The sequence below is a fragment of the Yeosuana aromativorans genome (assembly GCF_014646655.1).
GTDB lineage: Bacteria > Bacteroidota > Bacteroidia > Flavobacteriales > Flavobacteriaceae > Yeosuana > Yeosuana aromativorans.
Map to the genome: position 1 here is coordinate 242,200 of NZ_BMNR01000005.1, position 22,443 is coordinate 264,642.

Consider the following 22,443-nt stretch of genomic DNA (forward strand, 5'->3'; position numbering starts at 1 on the left):
ATGACAGCCCTAACTATACTATATATTGTCATTGCAGGAATTATAGCGCTATTTTTAGCGCTTTTTCTGTATAAATATAAAAGTAAAGCCACTGGGCCATTATCCTTTTTATACGTTTTTTTAAGGTTTGTTGCCATCTTTTCCATATTACTACTGATAATCAACCCAAAATTTGAAAGCATTAGTTTTTATAAAGAAAAACCTAATTTAATTTTAGCGATTGATAATTCCAGCTCTATTAAACATTTAAAGCAGGATACCAATGTTTTACGCTTTTTGGATTCCATCAAAAACAATAAAGCGTTGAATGATAAATTTAATATAGAGACCTATCAGTTTGGGAATACTTTAAAATCTACAGATACAATAGACTTTTCAGACTCAGAAACCAATATGGATGATCTTTTTGGTGAATTGCCGCAGATTTATAACAATGACATTGCGCCAATGCTTCTTATTACTGATGGTAACCAAACCTTTGGAAATGATTATCAATATACTGCATTAAACTATAAGCATCCTATATATCCCATTATTTTAGGAGATACCGTAACATATACTGACGTTAGCATCAAACGACTCAATGTGAACAGATATGCCTTTTTAAAGAACAAATTTCCAGTAGAATGTTTTGTTGCTTATAATGGTAATGGCACTGTCAACAGTCGTTTTGAAGTATATTCAGGAAATAATGTAGTGTTTTCAAAACCTGTTAGACTGTCCAAAAACAACAATTCTGAAATCATCAATTTTACGTTACCGGCTGATTATGTTGGTGTGCATAGTTATAAAGCGTCCATTGTGCCGATTGCCAATGAAAAAAACATTGTTAATAACACCCGGTTTTTTGCTGTTGAAGTAATTGACCAAAAAACTAATGTTGCCATTGTAAGTGATTTTCCCCATCCTGATCTTGGTGCCTTAAAGAAAAGCATTGAAAGTAACGAGCAGCGTAGCGCTAGTATTTTAAATACAAAAGATTATTTAAGTCAAAAAAATGATTTTCAATTAGTTATACTATATCAACCAAATGCTAAGTTTAAACAAGTATTTGAGTCTTTAAATAGTGAAAAGTCCAATTGGTTTATGGTTGTAGGAAAGGACACGGATTTAAATTTTTTGAATTCCAATGAGTCCTATTTTTCAGAAGAGATAACCAATCAAACAGAAGATGTTCAAGCTGAACTCAATACGGGTTACTCACCATTTATTGTTGACGATATAAACTTTGGGGCGTTTCCTCCTTTGAAATCAAATTTTGGAGACGTGACGTTTACAATTCCTTATGAAACGTTATTGTATAAGCGATTGAGCTCAAATTCAACAACAAAACCTTTATTGGCGACTTTTGAGGTCAATAATAGGAGAGAAGCTGTGTTGTTTGGCGAAGGTATCTGGCAATGGCGGGCACAGAGTTTTTTAAATACCCAGTCATTTTCAGGTTTTGATACTTTTTTAGGTAAACTCATTCAATATTTGTCTAACAACAAGCGCAAGAACAGATTGGATGTAGATTACAAGTCGTTTTATAATGGCAATAATGGCATTACCATACGGGCAGAATTCTTTGATAAGAATTATAATTTTGATGATAGGGAAGAGCTTACAATTACTGTAAAGGATTCAATTTCAGAAAAATCACAAACATTTCCTTTCATTTTAAAAAATAATAGTTATCAAGTGGATTTGAGCAGTTTACCAGCATCAGACTATAGTTTTGAGGTACGCGCTACCCATGAAAATATATCTCAATTTGGTAAGTTCAAAATTTTGGAGTACAATGTAGAACAGCAATTTTTAAATGCCAATGTAACAAAATTGCAGCAAGTGGCTACTAATAGCAACGGAACTGCTTATTTTATAGGCAACACAAAATCATTAACGGACAATTTATTAAAGGACAATAGATACATGGCCATTCAAAAAAAGAACAAAAGAACCATACCTTTAATAGATTGGAAATACTTACTGTTTATAATAGCTATTAGCTTATCTGCAGAATGGTTTTTAAGAAAATATAACGGATTAATTTAAATAACTAAACAATGGAAAAATTACCGAAAATTGGAATACCAATAATTATTATAGCCATCATACTGATTATAGTACTGGCCAAATCAGCAGTAACGGTAGGCTCAGGCGAACGGGGCGTACTCTACGAAACTTTTGGGGGTGGCGTTGTGACAGATGAACCTCCACTAGGGGAAGGATTTCACATTATAGCGCCTTGGAACAAGGTTTTTGTTTACAATATTCGTCAGCAAGAATTATCTGAAAAAGGCATGTCTGTGCTGTCATCTAACGGATTGGAGATTAAACTGGATGCCTCTATATTATACCAGGCAAAAGCCGAAACCGTAGCAAAATTGCACCAAACAAGAGGTGAGGAATATTTGCAAAGTGTTGTTGTGCCTGCTGTTCGCTCTGCAACTAGAAGTGTTGTTGGGCGTTATACCCCAGAACAATTGTATTCTACCAAGAGAGATGCCGTGCAACATGAAATTTTTGAAGAAACAAAAAAAATAGTTGAACCCCAGTTTATTCAATTAAATGCTATTTTGGTTCGTGATGTTGCCTTGCCAGCAACAATCAAACAGGCCATTGAACGAAAACTAAAACAAGAACAAGAATCATTGGAATATGAGTTTAGGTTGGTCACGGCACATAAAGAAGCTGAACGCCAAATTATTGAAGCCAAAGGTAAAGCCGATGCCAACAAAATATTAAGTGCTTCATTAACAGATAAGATTTTGCAGGACAAAGGCATTGAAGCCACCATAAAACTAGCAGAATCAACAAACAGTAAAGTGGTTGTTATTGGCTCTGGTGATAGTGGCATGCCAATTATACTAGGAAATCAATAAAGATAATCACTACAAGAAATAAAAAAGCAGAAGCATCCGTTTCTGTTTTTTTTATTCCATAATAAATGTATTGGCAATTATTTGAAGTTCATCATCATTCATTGCTGACGTGTTTTTTAAAATATTAATGAATTGTGATACTTCTTCTTTTGATGCTGGGCAACCTAGATTATTACCTTTTGAATCAAAAGAATCATCTACAAAAGCTCCATTTTTGTTAAAAATCAACCAAAAAGGAATTCCTGAATTGTCGCCTTTGTATTGTTTTAAAAGCTCATTAGCGCCGGGGTTTTCCAAATGTTTATTGTTTTCAGATTCTTTGACTACTAAATGATCAATGACATAGTTGTTATCAAAAAATTCTTTGCAAGCAGGATCGTTCATCAGTTTATCCATTCGTTTGCACCAACCGCACCAAGATGCATGAAACATAATAAACACATGCTTGTTTTCTTTTTTAGCCTGTTCTGTGGCTTTCAATAAAATATTCTCTGCAGATTCTTGTGAAATCACCTGTTGGGTGCCCAAAACAATGAGCATAATCAAAATTGGTAAAGATCTCCGTTTCATAATTTTTATTGAATGAAGTAAATTTTTGTGATTACGTAAATTTAAGTGCATATTACCTAAAAATATTCAATTCGAAAAAAAATAAAACTAAATATTTGGAAACATTGATTTAAATTTTAGATATTTGTTTCAAATAATTGAGAAAACATGAACTTTATTCAATTACATCACCATCATTTTCAAATTTGCCCTCAAGCGAAGTGAAAATGTATTGAATAAATTCAACATATATTTTAAACCCGTTTGAGACAATCAAGCGGGTTTTTTAATTCCTGACAAGATTGTTTCAAACTCATAAAAATTAATAAATGAGTAAATTAAGAATCGCAGTGCAAAAAGCGGGTCGTTTACACGACGAATCCATGGAAATACTAAAAGATATTGGTATTTCTATAGATAATGGAAAAGATCAATTAAAGGCGTCTGCCAGAAACTTTCCGTTGGAAGTGTTTTATTTGAGAAATGGCGATATTCCGCAATATCTAAAAGATGGCGTGGTTGATGCGGCTATCATTGGAGAAAATATATTGGTAGAAAAGGGCAATGGCATTACCATCGCCGAAAAACTAGGGTTTTCAACCTGTAAGGTATCAATAGCCATTCCTAAGTCTGTTAAATATACTGGTATTCAGGATTTAGAAGGCAAACGGATTGCCACATCATACCCCAACACGATACAGGGGTATTTGGACAAAAACGGCATTAAAGCCAATTTGCACATCATTAATGGGTCTGTTGAAATAGCGCCTAATATTGGTTTAGCTGATGCCATTTGTGATATTGTTTCCAGTGGCAGCACCTTGTTTAAAAACAATTTAAAAGAGGTTGAAGTAATTATGAAATCGGAAGCGGTATTAGCGGTTTCACCGGTTTTGAGTCAAGAGAAACAGGATATTTTAGATAAAATACAATTTAGGCTCCAATCGGTTTTAAAAGGGCGAAACTCTAAATATGTATTGTTGAATGCACCTAATGACAAGTTGCAAGACATCATTAATGTCCTACCAGGTATGAAGAGTCCAACGGTTTTACCTTTGGCACAAGAAGGATGGAGCTCTGTACATTCCGTAATTAGTAAAAATCAATTTTGGGACATCATAGACGAATTAAAAAAGAAAGGGGCCCAAGGGATTTTAGTGTGCCCTATTGAAAAAATGGTCATATAATCATAATTATCATGCAAATACTTAATAATCCTAATAAAAGTGACTGGGCTGATATTTTAAAACGTCCAACCCAAACTGTTGATGATATTGAGGCGACGGTCAATCAAATTTTTGATGAAGTGAATCAAAAAGGCGATGCTGCCATTAAAAAGTACACCTCATATTTTGATGGTATTGAATTGGAAAACATGCTTGTAAGTGATGCTGAAATAGAACGTGCCATCCAAAATGTATCACCTGAACTAAAAGAAGCTATCAAGATTGCAAAGCAAAACATTGAAACGTTTCACAGTGCACAAAAAACCTCTAAAGTTTCTATTGAAACAACTAAAGAGGTAACGTGTTGGCAAGAAAAAAGACCTATTGAGAAGGTTGGTTTGTATATTCCCGGTGGAACAGCTCCATTATTTTCAACGGTTTTAATGTTGGCCATACCGGCGCAAATTGCTGGTTGTAAAGAGATAGTATTGTGTTCACCACCTAACAAAGAGGGAACTATTGCTTCAGAAATACTCTATGCAGCACAACTCTGCAATGTAACCAAAATCATTAAAGTAGGTGGTATTCAAGCCATTGCAGGCTTGACATTTGGCACGGACATTATTCCAAAAGTGTATAAAATATTTGGTCCAGGAAACCAGTTTGTAACTGTTGCTAAACAGTTAGCAACCAAGTACGGTGTTGCTATTGATATGCCAGCTGGTCCTAGTGAGTTATTGGTTGTTGCAGATGATTCCGCCAATGCATCCTATATAGCATCCGATTTATTGAGTCAAGCCGAACATGGTACAGACAGTCAAGTAATTTTGGTGTCAACATCAAATGATATCATACATGCTGTTTCTAAAGAAATATATTCACAAATAAAAGTGCTGCCCAGAAAAGCCATTGCTGAAAAAGCCATTGCCAATTCAAAATTGATATATGTTGAAAACGATAGTTTGGCTCTTGAATTAATTAACGAATATGGACCTGAACACTTTATTATATGTGCTAAAAACGAAACATTCTATATTGATGGCGTTACAAATGCAGGATCGGTTTTTATTGGTGATTTCACGCCCGAAAGTGCGGGGGATTATGCATCAGGAACCAACCATACCTTACCAACCAATGGGTTTTCAAAAGCCTATTCAGGTGTCAATTTAGATAGTTTTTTAAAAAGTATGACCTTTCAAAAAATTACCAAAGAGGGACTACTTAATATTGGCAATGCCATAGAGTTAATGGCTGAAGCAGAAGGCTTACAGGCACACAAAAACGCCGTAAGCATTCGATTAAAGAATTTAAAATAATAAGCGTCATGCTGAACTTGTTTCAGCATCACACAAACAAATTAATGAGACACTGAAATACATTCAGTATGACGAACATGAATATTCAACGTTTAATACGACCTACAATCAAGGCATTAAAACCATATTCATCTGCAAGAGATGAGTTTCAAGGGGTGCCAGCTGATATGGTGTTTTTGGATGCCAATGAAAATCCGTTTGAAAATGGTGTGAACCGCTATCCAGATCCGCACCAAAACAGATTGAAATCCATTTTATCTGATATTAAAGGTATTCCAACACAAAATATGTTGCTTGGTAATGGCAGTGATGAAGTCTTGGATCTCATTTTTAGAATGTTTTGTGAGCCTAATAAGGACAACGTTATTATATTGCCTCCAACGTATGGTATGTATGAGGTATTGGCCAATTTAAATGCCATTGAAACGATTAAGGTACCATTATCTGAAAGTTTTCAACCTAAAGTTGATGCGATTTTAAACGAAACAAATGTAAATAGCAAACTGTTATTTTTATGTTCGCCAAACAACCCAACAGGAAATAGTTTTTCCACGGATGATGTAGAACGTCTTCTTAAACAGTTTCAAGGGATTGTGGTTATTGATGAAGCTTATATTGATTTTTCAAGTCAACAAAGTTGGCTTAACAGATTAGAGGAATTCCCAAATCTTATCGTCACACAAACCCTATCAAAAGCCTATGGTATGGCAGGTATTCGTTTGGGGATATGTTATGCGTCAACTGAAATTATTGAAGTACTTAACACCATCAAACCTCCTTATAACGTTAATGAACTGACACAGCAAAAAGCCATTGAAAATCTAAATAAAAAAGAGCTGGCTGCAAATCAAATCGCTGATATTTTAAAGGAACGTGATATCTTAATAACTGAATTAAAAACCATTAGCTTTGTTTTAAAAATTTATCCATCTGATGCTAATTTCTTTTTAATACAAGTTGACGATGCCAATAAACGTTACAATCAGCTAATCAATCAAGGGATTGTCATCAGAAACAGAACCACACAACCCGGATGCAAGGATTGTTTAAGAATTACGGTTGGTACTGCTTCCGAAAACAAAAAATTAATACGTGTATTACAAGACATTCAAAGTAAATAGTTATGAAAAAAGTATTGTTTATAGATCGTGACGGCACACTTATAAAAGAACCAGCGGACGAACAGATTGATTCCTTTGAAAAGTTACAGTTTTACCCAAAGGTATTTCAGTATTTAAGTAAAATTGTCAAAGAGCTGGATTATGAATTGGTGATGGTAACTAATCAAGATGGGTTAGGAACCGAAATTTATCCAGAAAACACCTTTTGGCCAGTCCATAACTTTATCATTAAATGCTTTGAAGATGAAGGTATTGTTTTTAGTGAACAATTGATAGACAGAACATTTGCACGGGACAATGCCCCCACAAGAAAACCTAATACGGGGTTGCTAACAAACTATTTTTCTGATGAGTACGATTTGGAAAACTCGTTTGTAATAGGGGATAGGTTGACCGATATTGAATTAGCTAAAAATTTAGGGGCAAAGGGAATTTACATCAATGATGAAACCCATTTAGGTGTTAATGAAATCACTGTTAAACGTGAGGAATTAAACGATTATATAGCTTTAGAAACCAATGATTGGCAAAAAATATATGCCTTTTTAAAAGCTGACGATAGAAGTGGCGGCATCATAAGAAACACCAACGAAACCAAAATAGCCATTCAATTAAACCTTGATGGCACCGGAAAAAGTAAGATTAATACAGGCATTGCGTTCTTTGACCACATGCTGGACCAGATTGCACGCCACGGACAATTGGATTTGACTATTAAGGTTGAAGGAGATCTAGAAGTTGATGAGCACCATACCATTGAAGATACAGCCATTGCCCTTGGGGAATTGTTTAACAAGGTTTTAGGCAATAAGCTAGGTATCGAGCGTTACGGCTTTTGTTTGCCAATGGATGATTGTTACGCGCAAGCTGCCATAGATTTTGGCGGACGTAATTGGTTGGTTTGGGAAGCCGAATTTAAACGTGAAATGGTTGGTAAAATGCCAACCGAGATGTTTTATCATTTCTTTAAATCGTTTACCGATGGTGCCAAGTGCAATTTGAATATCAAAGCTGAGGGCACCAATGAGCATCATAAAATTGAAGCCATTTTTAAGGCCTTTGCAAAAGCTATTAAAATGGCGGTAAAACGTGATATTGAGAAAATGATATTGCCATCAACAAAAGGAATGCTTTAAAAAATTAAGAATTCAGACTTTAGAATTACGGAATTGAATTCGTAAATCGTAAATCGTAAATCAATTGAAATTAGTCATCATAAATTACGGAGCCGGAAACATCAAAAGTATTCAATTTGCCTTTAACCGTTTGGGAATAGATGCGATTTTATCAAATGACCCTGAGGAAATTTTGTCTGCAGACAAAATTATTTTCCCAGGTGTTGGCGAAGCCAGTTCCGCCATGAAAAAGTTGCAAGAAACGGGGTTGGATACATTGATTCCCAATTTAAAACAACCGATTTTGGGTATTTGTTTGGGCATGCAGTTACTGTGCAATTCAACAGAAGAAGGCAACACGAAAGGCTTAGGGGTTTTCAATACAAATGTTAAACGGTTTTCCAATGAAGTTAAAGTACCACAAATGGGATGGAATGTCATTAAAAATCTAAAATCAGATTTGTTTTCTGGAATTAAGGAAAATGAATACATGTATTTAGTACATAGTTACTATGCCGAACATTGCAAACAAACCATTGCAACAACGGATTATGGTATCAACTATGCATCAGCATTACAACATAATAACTTTTTTGGGGTTCAATTTCATCCAGAAAAGAGTAGTTTAGCAGGAGAGAAAATATTAGATAATTTTTTAAAATTATAAATAAGTCTTTAGTAATTAGTTGTTAGCCTTTAGCTAGTAGCCAAAAGCCTAAAGCCAAAAGATAAAATGAGAATTATACCAGCCATAGATATTATTGACGGAAAGTGTGTTCGCTTGACCAAAGGTAATTATGAAACTAAAAAAGTATATAATGAAAACCCTCTTGAAGTAGCAAAAGCCTTTGAATCCTCTGGAATTGAATATCTGCACTTAGTGGATTTAGATGGAGCTAAAGCACAGCATATTGTTAATTTTAAAATTTTAGAGCAAATAGCATCCAAAACAAATTTAAAAATTGATTTTGGAGGTGGTCTAAAAGCAGATGAAGATTTACATATTGCTTTTAACTCTGGTGCCAAGCAAATCACGGGCGGTAGCATTGCCGTTAAAAACCCAAAGGTATTTGAAGGTTGGATATCTAAATATGGCCCTACAAAAATCATTTTGGGGGCCGATAGTGACCAGGGCAAAGTTTCCATAAGCGGTTGGATGGAACAAAGCAAAGAGGACTTGATTCCCTTTATTAAAGGTTATCAAAAGAAAAGCATTCAATATGTCATTTGCACCGATATATCAAAAGATGGCATGCTTGAAGGGCCTTCAGTAGATTTATATAAGCAAATCATTTCAGAATGTTCCAATAGCAGTAATGGTCAATCCATTAAATTGATTGCATCGGGTGGTATTTCTTCCATTGAGGAAATCCCTGTTCTTAAGGAAATAGGTTGCGAAGGCGTTATCATAGGTAAAGCCATATATGAAGATAGAATTACCCTAAAACAGCTTGAAAAATATATTTAATTGATATCGGAACCATGTTAACAAAACGAATCATACCGTGTTTAGACATTAAAAATGGGCGCACCGTAAAAGGTGTTAATTTTGTGGATTTAAGAGATGCTGGAGACCCTGTTGTTTTGGCCAAACAATATGCTGACAGAGGTGCTGACGAATTGGTTTTTTTGGATATTTCAGCCACTTTGGAAGGCAGAGCCACCACTTTGGAAATGGTCCTACATGTTGCTGAGCAGGTCAATATTCCGTTTACGGTTGGAGGTGGTATTTCATCAGTTGAAGATGTAAATGCATTGCTGCAATGCGGTGCTGATAAAGTCTCCATAAATTCTTCAGCAGTAAAACGCCCCGAGTTGGTTAATGAACTGGCAGATAAATTTGGAAGTCAGTGTGTAGTTGTAGCTATTGATGCCAAACAGATTAATGGCAATTGGAAAGTCCATTTGGCTGGTGGCAGCATTCCAACCGATATTGATTTATTTGAATGGGCCAAAGAGGTAGAACAACGTGGTGCAGGTGAAATTTTATTTACATCCATGGATCATGATGGTACTAAAAATGGTTTTGCTAATGAGGCGTTGGCAAAGCTATCAGAAGAATTGAACATTCCAATCATTGCTTCAGGTGGTGCAGGAACCATTCAACATTTTATCGATACATTTAAAATAGGAAAAGCAGATGCTGCTCTAGCAGCAAGTGTTTTTCACTACGGAGAGATACCTATTTTAGACTTGAAAAACGAATTAAAAAACAACAATATATCAGTACGATTATAATCTAAGATTATGGAAATAAAATATAATAATGACGGACTTGTTCCTGCTATTATCCAAGATGCCACAACAAAAAATGTGTTGATGTTGGGTTATATGAATGAAGAGGCCTATCAAAAAACCTTAGAAAGCAAAAAAGTCACTTTTTTTAGCAGAAGTAAACAACGTTTATGGACCAAAGGTGAAGAAAGTGGCCATTTTTTAAACCTTGTGGATATTAAAAACGATTGCGATAAGGACACCTTGTTAATTCAGGCAAATCCCGTTGGGCCTACTTGTCATACAGGTAGCGATACTTGCTGGAATGAAGATAATTCTCAGAGTTTTGGGTTTCTATCCCAACTTGAAGAAGTGATAAAGAATAGGAAAGAAAATGCGGATTCTGAAACCTCGTATGTGGCATCCTTATTCAAAAAGGGCATCAATAAAATAGCTCAAAAAGTAGGAGAGGAGGCTGTAGAAGTGGTTATTGAAGCTAAAGACAACAATGATGATTTGTTCTTGGAAGAAAGTGCCGACTTGTTGTTCCATTATTTAATTCTACTTCAGGCAAAAGGGTACACATTAGAAGATATAACCAAAGTGCTTCAAAAACGACATAAATAATTAACAAAGAAAAAGGCATTGATGATTTCAATGCCTTTTGTGTATTCAGTTTCTATTGTTTAGGTCAAGATATCCAATTTTTAGCTATCGATGTTTTCGATAGTTTAACCAATAAAGCAGCAATGATCGGGATGGAAATTGTCATTATCCAAGCAAAACTGTCGTAATAGTCAGATGCATTGGTCATAAATAATTCATGCGAAAATTGAACAAGAACAGCAATAAATGATATTAAAAACAATGGTTTTGCCCATTTTTTTCTAAGTAGCAAAGCTATACAACCCAAAGCACCGGCAAAAACCGCTATCGCAAAAGCGGCAGTTGCCCAAGCTGGCGTTGCATCAAGAATAGCTAATTGTTGTTCATTAAAATTAGCTCTAAAAGCCTCGCTTTTATAAGCTTGCTGTAAGTATGCATTAACACCCATGATATTCCATAAAAGGGCAATTACACTCACAACCCAAAACCAAATAGGTGGTTTGCTTGATGTCTTTTCAGTCATAATTAGATAGTTTTAGTTAGTAAAAAGTATTACAATTTATAAAAAATTTTGTCACAAATCTTAAATTACATACTTTCAAAAATATTTTAAATACTTCGTACACAAATTGAAAAAATATTTTTATGTTGTTACTGTTCAATTTTTAGGGTACCGCTTTCACGGGTGGCAAAAGCAACCGTATTTAAAGACGGTGCACTTAATGATTGACAAGACCCTAAAATTCATTCTTGAAGGCAAATCCTTTAAAACACTAGGCTCTGGACGGACTGACGCGATGGTGTCTGCACAAGAAGCGGCTTTTGAATTGTTTTTAGAGCATCCCATTGAAGATTTAGATTCTTTTTTAGCCTTGTTCAATCACAATCTACCGCAAGACATCAGGGCTTTAACCATTAATGAAGTCAATGCTGAATTCAATATCATTCAACATTCAAAAATAAAGGAATATCTTTATGTGTTTGCTCATGGTGGGAAGAACCATCCGTTTTGCGCGCCCTTAATGACCACTATTTTGGAGCCACTGGATATTGAAATCATGAAAGCAGGTGCCAAGTGCTTTGAAGGCACACATTATTTTAAAAGCTATTGTTACAAAGCAACTGATGAAGGCATCTATACAAGGACTATAGAGGCTTGTGAAATTGTTGAGAACACCATGTTTACAGCTAATTTTTTTCCTGAAAAAAGTTATGTTTTTAAAGTCAAGGGCAAAGGGTTTATGCGAAACCAAATCAGGTTAATGATGGGCACATTGATTAAGTTGGGACGAGGCGACATAACCTTAGAATATATTAAAGACAGTTTAAAGCCAGAAAGCAAAGAGGTCATGGATTATATTGCACCGGCATCTGGATTAATTCTTAATAAAATAAACTTCATTTAATTTACTAGTATTATTTCAAATCGCTTCTTTTTTATAAGAACTTCATGTTGTTATATGTGAATTGTACAATTCTTAATAAAAAACATGTAACGAGCAATAAACATTATAGAGTCATCTTTGTTTAATGGTATTTAGTTTATTACAAATAATCTAAATGCACATAATAAATTTAACTTAAAAATAGACTAATGAAAAATTTAATGTTATTGATTGCAATAATACTGTCAGGGAACGCATTTGCTCAAGAAAAGCCTAAGGAGGTAAAACAAGAAACTGAAGTGAAGACTGTTAAAACAACAGATTCTGATAAAACCACTGAAAAAAAAGTAAAAGTAGTTACTAGAGAAACAGCTTCAGTTGAATTGGACAAAAAAGATCAGAACAAGACAAATCAAAATCGTATTAAAGCAACAAAAAAAGTCAAAAAAACTGTTTCCGTTGATAATGATAATGACAACAATTATGATGTTTTAAGTCAAGAAACTTATTATATTTTAGGTGATGAAAAATATATGTTCACACCTAATAAAAAAGGTTTTGATATTGCTTATGACAAAAATAAAGACAATGATCACTTGATAAAAGTTGGAAAAGCTTGGTCAACAAGTACAAATGGCTATTATATTTTAAATGGAAATATGCACTCTGGTATTGGTTATTTTGATTCTAACGGAAATTTTGCGGTTGAATATTACAATAAAGATACTGATCAAGTTGAAGTCAAGACATACATAAAAAATTAGCATTGTAAAATGTTAACACCTTACAAAAAGTCCCGTTCCATTCGGGACTTTTTGTATTTTTAAAAAATAATAAGGATTAACAACAATGAACATAGCTATTTCACCAACTGTATTAGATTTTTTCAAAAGATTAGAAAAAAACAATAACCGGGATTGGTTTAATGACCATAAAAAAGAATTCAAATCCATAGAATCCGATATAAAAAAGGTCTATAACACGCTGTTTGAATTACTAAAAACCCATGATGATGTGGATGGTGTAAAACTGTTTAGAATTTATCGGGATGTGCGTTTCTCAAAAAATAAATTACCTTATAAAACCCATTTTGGAGGCGCTTTCCACAGGGCAAAACCAAAATTACGTGGCGGATATTATTTGCATATTCAACCTAATGACCAAAGTTTTATTGCAGCAGGTTTTTGGGAACCCAACAAAGACGATTTGTTTAGAATTCGTAAGGAATTTGAAATGGATGACAGCGAGATGAGAGACATACTCAACAATCAAGCTCTTAAAACCATTTGGGGAGATATTAAAGGTGATGAAGTTAAAACAGCTCCAAAAGGATTTAGTAAAGACCATGAGGCGATTGACCTAATCAAAAAGAAACAATATATTTTTACCAAGCCATTTAATGATAAAGAGGTTCTGGAACCTGATTTCATCAACACGGTCAATGAAGCGTTCAAGGCCATTCGCCCATACTTTAATTATATGAGCGATGTCCTTACAACCGATTTAAACGGCGTATCCACTATATAATTTCTGATATGACATACTTGGTTTGATTAAACTCAAACCGATCGTTTTGCTTTTTGTTCTTTAATAGCTGGCCAATAGGAGAACTTAATGAAATGGCAAAATACTCTTTGTTTTCCAATTCAATTTTACCAATGCTAGTAGCTAGGTAAAAGTTCATGCTATCTGTTTTTACAATGCTTCCCAGTACGGCATCAGTAGAATTTACATTGGTTTTTATCTGTTTCAAAAAGTCCTTAGCCTTTAGGGCGTCATTCATGTAAGCCATGTTTTTTTCAAGATCATTCAGCAATTTACCATTTCCGGAATCATCATCTTCTGAGTTTCCCTTGTCATTACTTTCAATGGCTTCCTTGATTAAATGTATTTCTTCTTTGTAATCTTGAATGCGCTTATCGACACGTTCATTACAAATTTGCAAAAGCTGTTGTTTTATCGTCATTAAATATCTAAACGGCTGTTAAAAATTCTGGTCGTTGAAAAAGTTGAATATTGCTGATTAATCTGTCCTTTACAATGTTCATCATGCGCTTGTTTAATGCTGATGAATTCTGGATATAGATTTTATATTCAGAAACAGTAAAAAGTCCTATTAAGATACCTTTCAATGAATTCCTGAATTTAATGTCTTTTTGAATGGCATTTTCAATAAAATGAATGCGTTTTTCAACGGATAGTTCGTAGAAGGATCCCTTGTACTTATTGATATAGTTCTTAAAAACCTCAATAAGCAAATCATTCTGCAACTTAACTATGGGTCTAATAACCATATTTTGAAATCGCTCATCACTACTCATGGTATCATTGATTGTAGTAGTAGAAATCTCGGGACGGATACTTTCCAGGTTGGATTGTCTTGTGTTCATGATTTAAGATTTTCAATAAAATTAAAGATTAATAAAACCGAACAAAACCAATGGGTTGATACTTTTTAACTACGTTATCAACAATTGGGAATTTTATATCTTTATGAAGTTATTTTTCAATAAACCTATTTAATACAGAATTCATGAAATTTGGAAGTGTAGATAACCCAGAAAATATCGACTTTACGTTGCCTAAAGATCATCCATCGACCAAACAAGTTTTAAATGCGGTTAAAGATGATAATGTTCCGGAAATATATGTAGGATGTGCCAAATGGAACAAAGCAGACTTGAAAGGATTTTATCCTCGAGGAACAAAAGATGAGTTGGCCTATTATTCAACGCAATTCAATTCCATAGAACTCAATGCGACCTTTTACAGGATTTTCCCTTCGGAACAATTTGCAACTTGGTATGACAAAACACCCAAAGGATTTAAGTTTTTCCCAAAACTGAACCAAGAAATAAGTCATTGGAAACGCTTGCGAGACACTAAAGAAGTTGTTGAAAATTATTTATACAACGCATCCAATCTGAAAGAAAAACTGGGAACCGTCTTTTTGCAAATGCACAATAATTACAGTCCGAAAGATTTTAATAGGGTTGAGGATTTTGTTGAACAATGGCCCAAAGAAATCCCGTTGGCTATTGAATTTAGACATACCGACTGGTATAATGACGCCTCGGTAGCTAATGATTTATACCAACTTTTGGAAACACATGATATTTCTAATGTATTGGTCGACACGGCTGGAAGACGTGATTTATTGCATATGCGCTTGACCAATGCTACCGCTTTTATACGGTATGTAGGTGCTAACCATCCGAGTGATTATGAGCGTTTGGATGATTGGATTGCTCGATTAAAAGATTGGAAAGCACAAGGCATTAAGGAAATAGATTTCTTTATCCATCAAAACATAGAAAAAGAATCGCCTTTGCTGTCCGCTTACTTTATTAGGAAATTGAATGATCAATTGGGCTATTCATTAACAATACCCAATGATGATTCGCAGCAACGCTTATTATAACCGTATATTTGTTAAAAATATGATACATGAAATTTCACACTAGAAAATGGGTAAAACCAGAAGACTTAAACCCTAATGGTACGTTGTTTGGAGGCCGTTTATTGGCATGGATTGATGAAGAAGCCGCTTTGTATGCGTCCATTCAACTGGAAAATCAAAAAATAGTCACTAAATACATGAGTGAAATCGATTTTATTTCGTCTGCCAACCAAGGTGATATCATTGAAATAGGTATGGAACCCGTTAAATTTGGAAAGACATCGTTAATCTTAAGTTGTGAAGTACGAAACAAAATGACCCGCGAAACCATAATTACCATTTCAAACATTGTCATGGTCAATTTGGGCCCTGACGGAAAAGCCAAACCACATGGAAAAACCCAAGTGGAATATGTAAAAGATAGATTATAATAAGATTGCTTAAAAAAGCAGCTTTAAAATTTATAAGCAAACAATCGTTTCTATTGAGATAAAATCGATTTTTATCAAATCCATTAATAATCCTATAAAAATGCATCAAAAGACACCTTAACTTTTGTTATTATGATGAAAAAAGGGGAGTTTTTTATAAATTTGGCATCCTTATAATCTGGTTGATTTAACAGGTATTTACACACCAGATTTCAAAAATTAAATTAAAGATTTTTATGAGCAAAACATTGTTTGACAAAGTATGGGACTCACATGTTGTTAGAAAAATTGAAGGAGGTCCTGACGTGTTTTTTATCGACCGTCATTTTATACATGAGGTGACCAGTCCTGTTGCCTTTCTTGGCTTAAAAAGCAGAGGCTTGAAAGTATTATATCCAGAGCGCACATTTGCAACAGCCGACCATAACACGCCGACTATCAATCAACATTTACCGGTTGAAGACCCGTTATCAGCAAATCAATTGAAGGCCCTGGAAGACAACTCCAACGAATACGGTATTAGTCACTGGGGTTTAGGACATCAAAAAAACGGTATTGTGCATGTTGTAGGACCAGAAAACGGTATTACATTCCCAGGAGCTACCATTGTTTGTGGTGATTCACATACATCTACACACGGGGCTTTTGGTGCCATTGCGTTTGGGATTGGAACATCAGAAGTAGAAATGGTATTATCAACGCAATGTATCATGCAACCAAAGCCTAAAAAAATGCGCATTAATGTCAATGGGCAATTAGGAAAAGGGGTAACACCAAAAGATGTGGCATTATATATTATTTCACAACTGTCAACATCGGGAGCTACAGGCTATTTTGTGGAATACGCAGGTGATGTGTTTGAAAACATGACCATGGAAGGCCGTATGACCGTATGTAACTTGTCTATTGAGATGGGTGCCCGAGGTGGCATGATTGCGCCAGATGAAACTACTTTTGCTTACTTAAAAGATAAACCCTTATCACTAAAAGGCGCCGAATGGGATAAAGCCGTAGCCTATTGGAAAACGCTAAAAACGGATGCCGATGCAACGTTTGATAAAGAAATAAGCTTTAATGCCAGTGATATTGAGCCTATGATTACTTATGGAACCAATCCAGGCATGGGCATTGGTATTTCCAAACATATTCCAAAGGCAGAACAGGTTGAAGGAGGTAAAGCTACCTACAAAAAATCACTTGATTACATGGGCTATAACGAAAATGATTCCATGATTGGCAAAAAAGTGGATTATGTATTCTTGGGAAGCTGTACCAATGGTAGAATTGAGGATTTTAGAGCGTTTGCTTCTATAGTAAAAGGAAAGAAAAAAGCAGATCATGTAACAGCTTGGTTAGTGCCAGGTTCTCATGAAGTGGAAGCTAAAATCAAGGAAGAAGGCATACTTGACATCATTACGGAAGCAGGTTTTAGTTTAAGACAACCTGGTTGTTCAGCTTGTTTGGCAATGAATGATGACAAAGTGCCTGCTGGAAAATATGCAGTAAGTACATCCAACAGGAATTTTGAGGGTCGTCAAGGACCTGGTTCCAGAACCTTATTGGCCAGTCCGTTGGTAGCTGCTGCTGCTGCGGTAACCGGTGTGGTAACAGATCCTAGGGATTTAATTTAATAGCTTTTAGCAATTGGCCGTTGGCCTTTAGCTAAATGTAAAAGTGAACAAGAGTAAAATAAAAATATTGCCATTAGCTAAAAGCTAAAGGCCAAAAGCGAAAAAATATGGCTTACGATAAATTTAATATACTAACAAGCACAGCAGTACCTCTTCCATTGGAAAATGTGGACACTGATCAAATTATACCTGCCCGTTTCTTAAAAGCGACCAAGCGAGAAGGTTTTGGTGATAACCTATTTAGGGATTGGCGTTATAACAGTGACAATTCTCTTAAAGAGGATTTTGTATTGAACAATCCTATCTACTCAGGTAAAATACTGGTAGGTGGTAAAAACTTTGGTTCAGGATCGTCTAGGGAACATGCTGCTTGGGCTGTCTATGACTACGGATTCCGTTGTGTGGTATCCAGCTTTTTTGCGGACATTTTCAAAAACAACTGTTTGAATATTGGTGTATTACCTGTTCAGATAAGTCCAGAATTCTCTGAACAGATTTTTGAAGCTATTTATGATGACCCAAAAACAGAAATAGAGGTCAATCTGCCTGCTCAAACCATAACAATCCTTTCTACTGGTGCTCAAGAATCCTTTGAAATCAATAGTTATAAAAAGGAAAACATGCTAAATGGTTTTGATGATATTGATTACCTTCAAAATATAAAAGGCGAGATAGAGTCTTTTGCTGACGGTCTATTGCTATAACTGATGGCTCGAAAGAAAATAGAAATAATGGACACGACATTGCGCGATGGTGAGCAAACCTCGGGCGTGTCGTTTTCTGCTTCTGAAAAATTGACTATAGCCAAGCTTTTACTTGAAGAATTAAAGGTTGACCGTATTGAAATAGCCTCAGCCAGAGTCTCTGAGGGGGAGTTTCAAGCAGTAAAGAATGTCACAAATTGGGCTAGTCAAGCAGGGTATATTGATCAAGTAGAAGTATTGACTTTTGTGGATAAAGGTGTGTCCATTGACTGGATGATTGAAGCAGGCGCCAAGGTTCAAAACTTATTAACAAAAGGTTCATTAAATCATTTAACTCATCAATTAAAAAAGACTCCAAATCAGCATTTTAAAGAAATTGAAGAAAGTATTAATCTTGCGAAAGAAAAAGCCATTAAAACCAATGTCTATTTAGAGGATTGGAGCAATGGCATGCGAAATTCAAAAGACTATGTATTTGAATTTTTGGCTTTTTTGTCAACTCAACCTATTAAGAGGATTATGCTTCCTGACACATTGGGTGTGTTAACCCCTGCGGAATCATTTGCGTTTGTTTCAGAAATAAAGTCTAAATACCCGCATTTGCATTTTGACTTCCATGCTCATAACGATTACGATTTAGGGGTTTCCAATGCTTTAGAAGCTTTAAAAGCAGGGGCAGACGGTTTGCATTTAACCATCAATGGTATGGGAGAACGGGCAGGAAATGCGCCCATGGCCAGTACCATTGCCGTTATTAATGATTTTTTGCCTGCTGTAGAGGTAGGAGTGAATGAAAAAGTGCTGTATACAGTCAGTAAGTTGGTTGAGAATTTTTCTGGTGTCATGATTCCAGCTAATAAGCCCATCATTGGAGCCAATGTGTTTACCCAAACCGCGGGTATTCATGCCGATGGTGACAACAAGAAAAATTTATATTTCAGCGATCTACTGCCCGAGCGTTTTGGTAGAACCAGAAAATATGCGTTAGGCAAAGCGTCTGGAAAGGCCAATATCCAAAAAAACCTGCAAGAGTTAGGTCTTCAGTTGAATGATGAAGACTTAAAAAAGGTAACACAGCGGATTATAGAACTGGGTGACAAAAAACAAGTGGTCACCAAAGAGGATCTTCCGTATATTATTTCAGATGTGTTGGATAGAACGTATGAAGAAAAAGTAAAGGTTGAGTCGTATGTATTGACGCATTCCAAAGGACTAAAGCCTTCCACAACGGTTTCCATTACTATCAATGGCAAAAACTATGAAGAGAACGCGTCTGGAGATGGGCAATTTGATGCCTTTATGAACGCTATTCGAACCATTTTCAAAAACATAAATTTTGTACTGCCTAATTTAATTGATTATGCCGTACGGATTCCTCCAGGAAGCCATTCTGATGCCTTGTGCGAAACCATCATTACTTGGAAGAGCCCTGATAAGGAATTTAAAACCCGTGGCTTGGATTCAGACCAAACGGTATCTGCCATAAAAGCCACAGAAAAAATGTTGAATATTATTATTAATTAAGATAACCATAAAGATTATATGAAATTGAATATAGCCCTTTTAGCAGGCGATGGCATTGGCCCAGAAGTTATAGAACAAGCCGTTAAGGTAAGTGATGCAGTTGCTAAAAAATTTGGACACGACATTACATGGACTCCAGCTTTAACGGGTGCGGCAGCCATTGATGCAGTTGGCGAACCTTACCCCGATGAAACCCATGATGTTTGTGTAAAAGCCGATGCCGTATTATTCGGTGCTATTGGACATCCTAAATATGACAATGACCCAAGCGCTAAAGTGCGTCCGGAACAAGGTTTACTTAAAATGCGTAAAAAATTAGGGCTGTTTGCCAATGTAAGACCAACGTTTACATTTCCATCATTAATTGACAAATCACCATTAAAAAAAGAACGTATTGAAGGTACAGATTTAGTGTTTTTACGTGAATTAACAGGCGGCATTTATTTTGGTGAAAAGGGTAGAAGAGATGGTGGTGAAACCGCTTACGATAATTGCGTGTATTCAAGGGAAGAAGTTCAACGTTTGGCAAAAAAAGGATTTGAACTGGCCATGACACGTTCTAAAAAATTGTGCTGTGTGGACAAAGCCAATGTACTGGAAACATCTCGTTTATGGAGAGAGACTGTACAAGCTATGGAAAAAGACTATCCTGAAGTAACCGTAAGCTATGAGTTTGTTGATGCCGTAGCCATGCGCTTGGTACAATGGCCCAATAGCTATGATGTATTAATTACAGAAAACTTGTTTGGTGATATATTAACCGATGAAGCTTCGGTGATTTCAGGCTCTATGGGATTAATGCCATCGGCGTCTGTTGGTACAGATAATCAATTATTTGAACCTATTCACGGATCATATCCACAAGCAACAGGCTTAAATATAGCAAACCCTTTAGCAACTGTATTATCGGCAGCAATGATGTTTGAAATGGCTTTTAATCTACCTGAAGAAGGTGCCGCTATTAGAGAAGTTGTCAATAAAGCTTTAGAAGAAGGCATGGTTACCGAAGATTTAGCCAATGGTGGTAAATCTTATGGCACAAAAGAAGTAGGGGATTGGTTAGCTGCCAATATTTAAAAACACAACTAAACTAAATAATGTAACCGAGACTCTTTTATAGGGCTCGGTTTTTTTATGCCTTTACAAAACTGGATCCCGTTGGCAGTTCAAAAACTTCCAAATCAAAATAAGGAACAGCCGCTATCAAGTGGTCAAAAATATCAGCCATGATATACTCGTAGTTTTCCCAGCGTTTATCGCTACTAAATGCATAAATTTCCAAAGGGATACCTTGAGATGTCGGTTCCAACTGCCGTACCATAATCATCATGTCTTTATTTATGGCCGAATGGCGTTCCAAATAGGTTTGGGCATATTTTCTAAACACACCAATATTGGTCAAATTTCTGCCATTTAAAGCTAGTTCTTTGTTAATGCCATTACTGGAATTATAACTGTCTATATCGTTTTGACGGGTATCTAAATACGAATCAATTAATTGAATTTTTTTTAGTCTATCTATCTCATCTTTAGATAAATACTTAACACTACTTAATTTGATATTTAAAGCGCGTTTAATACGTCGTCCATCTGATTTTACCATGCCTCGCCAGTTCTTGAACGAATCAGATATTAAAGCATAAGTTGGAATCGTGGTGATGGTTTTATCAAAATTCTGGACCTTAACAGTGGCCAGGTTGATTTCAATAACATCACCATCGGCACCGTACTTTTCAAAAGTAATCCAATCGCCAATATGTACCATATCGTTTATGGATACTTGGATACTGGCTACAAAGCCCAAAATGGTATCCTTAAAAATCAATATGACTACAGCCGATGCGGCACCCAATGTGGTTATAAAATGTATAAATGCAATTCCCGTAAGAATAGCAATTGCAGAGAGAATACCGATAACCCAAGCAAAAATCATGAATACCTGAATATAGCTATCAATGGGTTTATCCTTTAAACTTGGCAGGGTTTTCATGTAATCCTTTATGGAATTCAAAACACTACGGACAATCCAAAGAGTTAAAACAATGGCAAATACCTGGAGTCCCTTTTCAACAAGCATTTCATAATAACTGAAATCAGTAAGGACAATGGGCATAAACTGAAGCATGACCAATAGTGGGATGACATGCGCTACGTTTCTGGGAACTTTATTGGCCACCAATAAATCATCAAAATTGGTTTTGGATTTTGACGCAAACTGTGAAAAGACCTGGATCAATAATTTTCTGATGATAAAATCAATGATATACACCAAAATACACAAAGCCAAGCCAAGTGCCAGCATATTGAGATATTTAGACGTTGTTTCGGTAAACCCAACAGATACCAAATAATCGTAAAGCAAATGTTTTAAGTCTTCCATAATGGATTAAACGCATTTAATAGGTTTGTGCAAAGGT

The 22,443-nt window shown here is 35.5% G+C and carries 24 protein-coding genes; 19 read left to right on the forward strand and 5 right to left on the reverse strand.

Annotation, left to right across the window (positions count from 1 at the left end; genetic code table 11):
• Nucleotides 1-2,034, forward strand: a complete 2,034-nt coding sequence (locus IEW94_RS12395) for a VWA domain-containing protein (protein WP_188653516.1) — start codon at nt 1-3, stop codon at nt 2,032-2,034.
• 11 nt (nt 2,035-2,045) lie between these two features.
• Nucleotides 2,046-2,864 (forward strand): prohibitin family protein, encoded by an 819-nt coding sequence (locus IEW94_RS12400; protein WP_188653518.1) that lies wholly within the window; start codon nt 2,046-2,048, stop codon nt 2,862-2,864.
• A 51-nt stretch (nt 2,865-2,915) separates the two neighbouring features.
• On the opposite strand, the gene IEW94_RS12405 is transcribed toward IEW94_RS12400, so the two are convergent.
• Nucleotides 2,916-3,434: a thioredoxin family protein gene (locus tag IEW94_RS12405; RefSeq protein ID WP_188653520.1), complete on the reverse strand. Its 519-nt coding sequence runs from the start codon at nt 3,432-3,434 to the stop codon at nt 2,916-2,918.
• A 308-nt stretch (nt 3,435-3,742) separates the two neighbouring features.
• On the opposite strand from IEW94_RS12405, the gene hisG reads away from it, so the two are divergent.
• The 8 genes from hisG to hisIE all read left to right on the forward strand — a co-directional run bounded on the left by hisG (nt 3,743) and on the right by hisIE (nt 10,972).
• A complete protein-coding gene (gene hisG / locus IEW94_RS12410) occupies nt 3,743-4,600 on the forward strand; it encodes an ATP phosphoribosyltransferase (RefSeq protein WP_188653522.1) in 858 nt (285 codons plus the stop codon).
• 11 nt (nt 4,601-4,611) lie between these two features.
• Complete coding sequence (gene hisD / locus IEW94_RS12415) at nt 4,612-5,895, forward strand: histidinol dehydrogenase (RefSeq protein ID WP_188653524.1); 1,284 nt, start codon at nt 4,612-4,614, stop codon at nt 5,893-5,895.
• 77 nt (nt 5,896-5,972) lie between these two features.
• Entirely contained in the window at nt 5,973-7,016 is a 1,044-nt protein-coding gene (gene hisC, locus IEW94_RS12420) for a histidinol-phosphate transaminase (RefSeq protein ID WP_188653738.1), read from the forward strand.
• A 2-nt stretch (nt 7,017-7,018) separates the two neighbouring features.
• A complete protein-coding gene (hisB, locus tag IEW94_RS12425; RefSeq protein WP_188653526.1) occupies nt 7,019-8,152 on the forward strand; it encodes a bifunctional histidinol-phosphatase/imidazoleglycerol-phosphate dehydratase HisB in 1,134 nt (377 codons plus the stop codon).
• A gap of 64 nt (nt 8,153-8,216) precedes the next feature.
• Nucleotides 8,217-8,798 carry an imidazole glycerol phosphate synthase subunit HisH gene (gene hisH / locus IEW94_RS12430; RefSeq protein WP_188653529.1) on the forward strand — a complete coding sequence of 194 codons (582 nt, stop codon included), beginning with the start codon at nt 8,217-8,219 and terminating at the stop codon, nt 8,796-8,798.
• A gap of 66 nt (nt 8,799-8,864) precedes the next feature.
• On the forward strand, nt 8,865-9,599 hold the full coding sequence (gene hisA, locus IEW94_RS12435; protein WP_188653531.1) for a 1-(5-phosphoribosyl)-5-[(5-phosphoribosylamino)methylideneamino]imidazole-4-carboxamide isomerase: 735 nt from the start codon (nt 8,865-8,867) through the stop codon (nt 9,597-9,599).
• A gap of 14 nt (nt 9,600-9,613) precedes the next feature.
• Complete coding sequence (hisF, locus tag IEW94_RS12440; RefSeq protein ID WP_188653533.1) at nt 9,614-10,369, forward strand: imidazole glycerol phosphate synthase subunit HisF; 756 nt, start codon at nt 9,614-9,616, stop codon at nt 10,367-10,369.
• 9 nt (nt 10,370-10,378) lie between these two features.
• Nucleotides 10,379-10,972, forward strand: a complete 594-nt coding sequence (gene hisIE / locus IEW94_RS12445) for a bifunctional phosphoribosyl-AMP cyclohydrolase/phosphoribosyl-ATP diphosphatase HisIE (RefSeq protein WP_188653535.1) — start codon at nt 10,379-10,381, stop codon at nt 10,970-10,972.
• Nucleotides 10,973-11,036: 64 nt separating this feature from the next.
• On the opposite strand, the gene IEW94_RS12450 is transcribed toward hisIE, so the two are convergent.
• Nucleotides 11,037-11,474, reverse strand: coding sequence for a hypothetical protein (locus tag IEW94_RS12450; protein WP_188653537.1), 438 nt, complete (start codon nt 11,472-11,474; stop codon nt 11,037-11,039).
• Nucleotides 11,475-11,580: 106 nt separating this feature from the next.
• On the opposite strand from IEW94_RS12450, the gene IEW94_RS12455 reads away from it, so the two are divergent.
• The 3 genes from IEW94_RS12455 (at nt 11,581) to IEW94_RS12465 (ending at nt 13,863) form a co-directional block, all read left to right on the forward strand.
• A complete protein-coding gene (locus tag IEW94_RS12455) occupies nt 11,581-12,357 on the forward strand; it encodes a tRNA pseudouridine synthase A (protein ID WP_188653539.1) in 777 nt (258 codons plus the stop codon).
• 188 nt (nt 12,358-12,545) lie between these two features.
• On the forward strand, nt 12,546-13,100 hold the full coding sequence (locus IEW94_RS12460; protein ID WP_188653541.1) for a hypothetical protein: 555 nt from the start codon (nt 12,546-12,548) through the stop codon (nt 13,098-13,100).
• An 85-nt stretch (nt 13,101-13,185) separates the two neighbouring features.
• Nucleotides 13,186-13,863, forward strand: a complete 678-nt coding sequence (locus IEW94_RS12465; RefSeq protein ID WP_188653543.1) for a DUF2461 domain-containing protein — start codon at nt 13,186-13,188, stop codon at nt 13,861-13,863.
• On the opposite strand, the gene IEW94_RS12470 is transcribed toward IEW94_RS12465, so the two are convergent.
• Together IEW94_RS12470 and IEW94_RS12475 are read right to left on the reverse strand one after the other, a co-directional pair.
• Nucleotides 13,856-14,281: a hypothetical protein gene (locus IEW94_RS12470; RefSeq protein WP_188653544.1), complete on the reverse strand. Its 426-nt coding sequence runs from the start codon at nt 14,279-14,281 to the stop codon at nt 13,856-13,858. The two genes, IEW94_RS12465 and IEW94_RS12470, sit on opposite strands and share 8 nt — an antisense overlap.
• A 28-nt stretch (nt 14,282-14,309) precedes the next feature.
• Nucleotides 14,310-14,726 carry a glyoxalase gene (locus IEW94_RS12475; protein WP_188653546.1) on the reverse strand — a complete coding sequence of 139 codons (417 nt, stop codon included), beginning with the start codon at nt 14,724-14,726 and terminating at the stop codon, nt 14,310-14,312.
• Between the two features lie 143 nt (nt 14,727-14,869).
• On the opposite strand from IEW94_RS12475, the gene IEW94_RS12480 reads away from it, so the two are divergent.
• From IEW94_RS12480 to leuB, 6 genes are all read left to right on the forward strand, one after another.
• Complete coding sequence (locus IEW94_RS12480; protein WP_188653548.1) at nt 14,870-15,757, forward strand: DUF72 domain-containing protein; 888 nt, start codon at nt 14,870-14,872, stop codon at nt 15,755-15,757.
• Between the two features lie 26 nt (nt 15,758-15,783).
• On the forward strand, nt 15,784-16,167 hold the full coding sequence (locus IEW94_RS12485) for an acyl-CoA thioesterase (protein WP_188653549.1): 384 nt from the start codon (nt 15,784-15,786) through the stop codon (nt 16,165-16,167).
• 236 nt (nt 16,168-16,403) lie between these two features.
• On the forward strand, nt 16,404-17,798 hold the full coding sequence (gene leuC / locus IEW94_RS12490) for a 3-isopropylmalate dehydratase large subunit (protein WP_188653551.1): 1,395 nt from the start codon (nt 16,404-16,406) through the stop codon (nt 17,796-17,798).
• Between the two features lie 107 nt (nt 17,799-17,905).
• Nucleotides 17,906-18,502, forward strand: a complete 597-nt coding sequence (leuD, locus tag IEW94_RS12495) for a 3-isopropylmalate dehydratase small subunit (RefSeq protein WP_188653553.1) — start codon at nt 17,906-17,908, stop codon at nt 18,500-18,502.
• 3 nt (nt 18,503-18,505) lie between these two features.
• On the forward strand, nt 18,506-20,026 hold the full coding sequence (locus tag IEW94_RS12500) for a hydroxymethylglutaryl-CoA lyase-like TIM-barrel protein (protein ID WP_188653555.1): 1,521 nt from the start codon (nt 18,506-18,508) through the stop codon (nt 20,024-20,026).
• An 18-nt stretch (nt 20,027-20,044) separates the two neighbouring features.
• A complete protein-coding gene (gene leuB, locus IEW94_RS12505; RefSeq protein WP_188653557.1) occupies nt 20,045-21,103 on the forward strand; it encodes a 3-isopropylmalate dehydrogenase in 1,059 nt (352 codons plus the stop codon).
• Nucleotides 21,104-21,158: 55 nt separating this feature from the next.
• Here leuB and IEW94_RS12510 read toward each other — a convergent pair whose 3' ends face one another.
• Nucleotides 21,159-22,406, reverse strand: a complete 1,248-nt coding sequence (locus tag IEW94_RS12510; RefSeq protein WP_188653559.1) for a mechanosensitive ion channel family protein — start codon at nt 22,404-22,406, stop codon at nt 21,159-21,161.
• Nucleotides 22,407-22,443 lie beyond the last annotated feature (37 nt).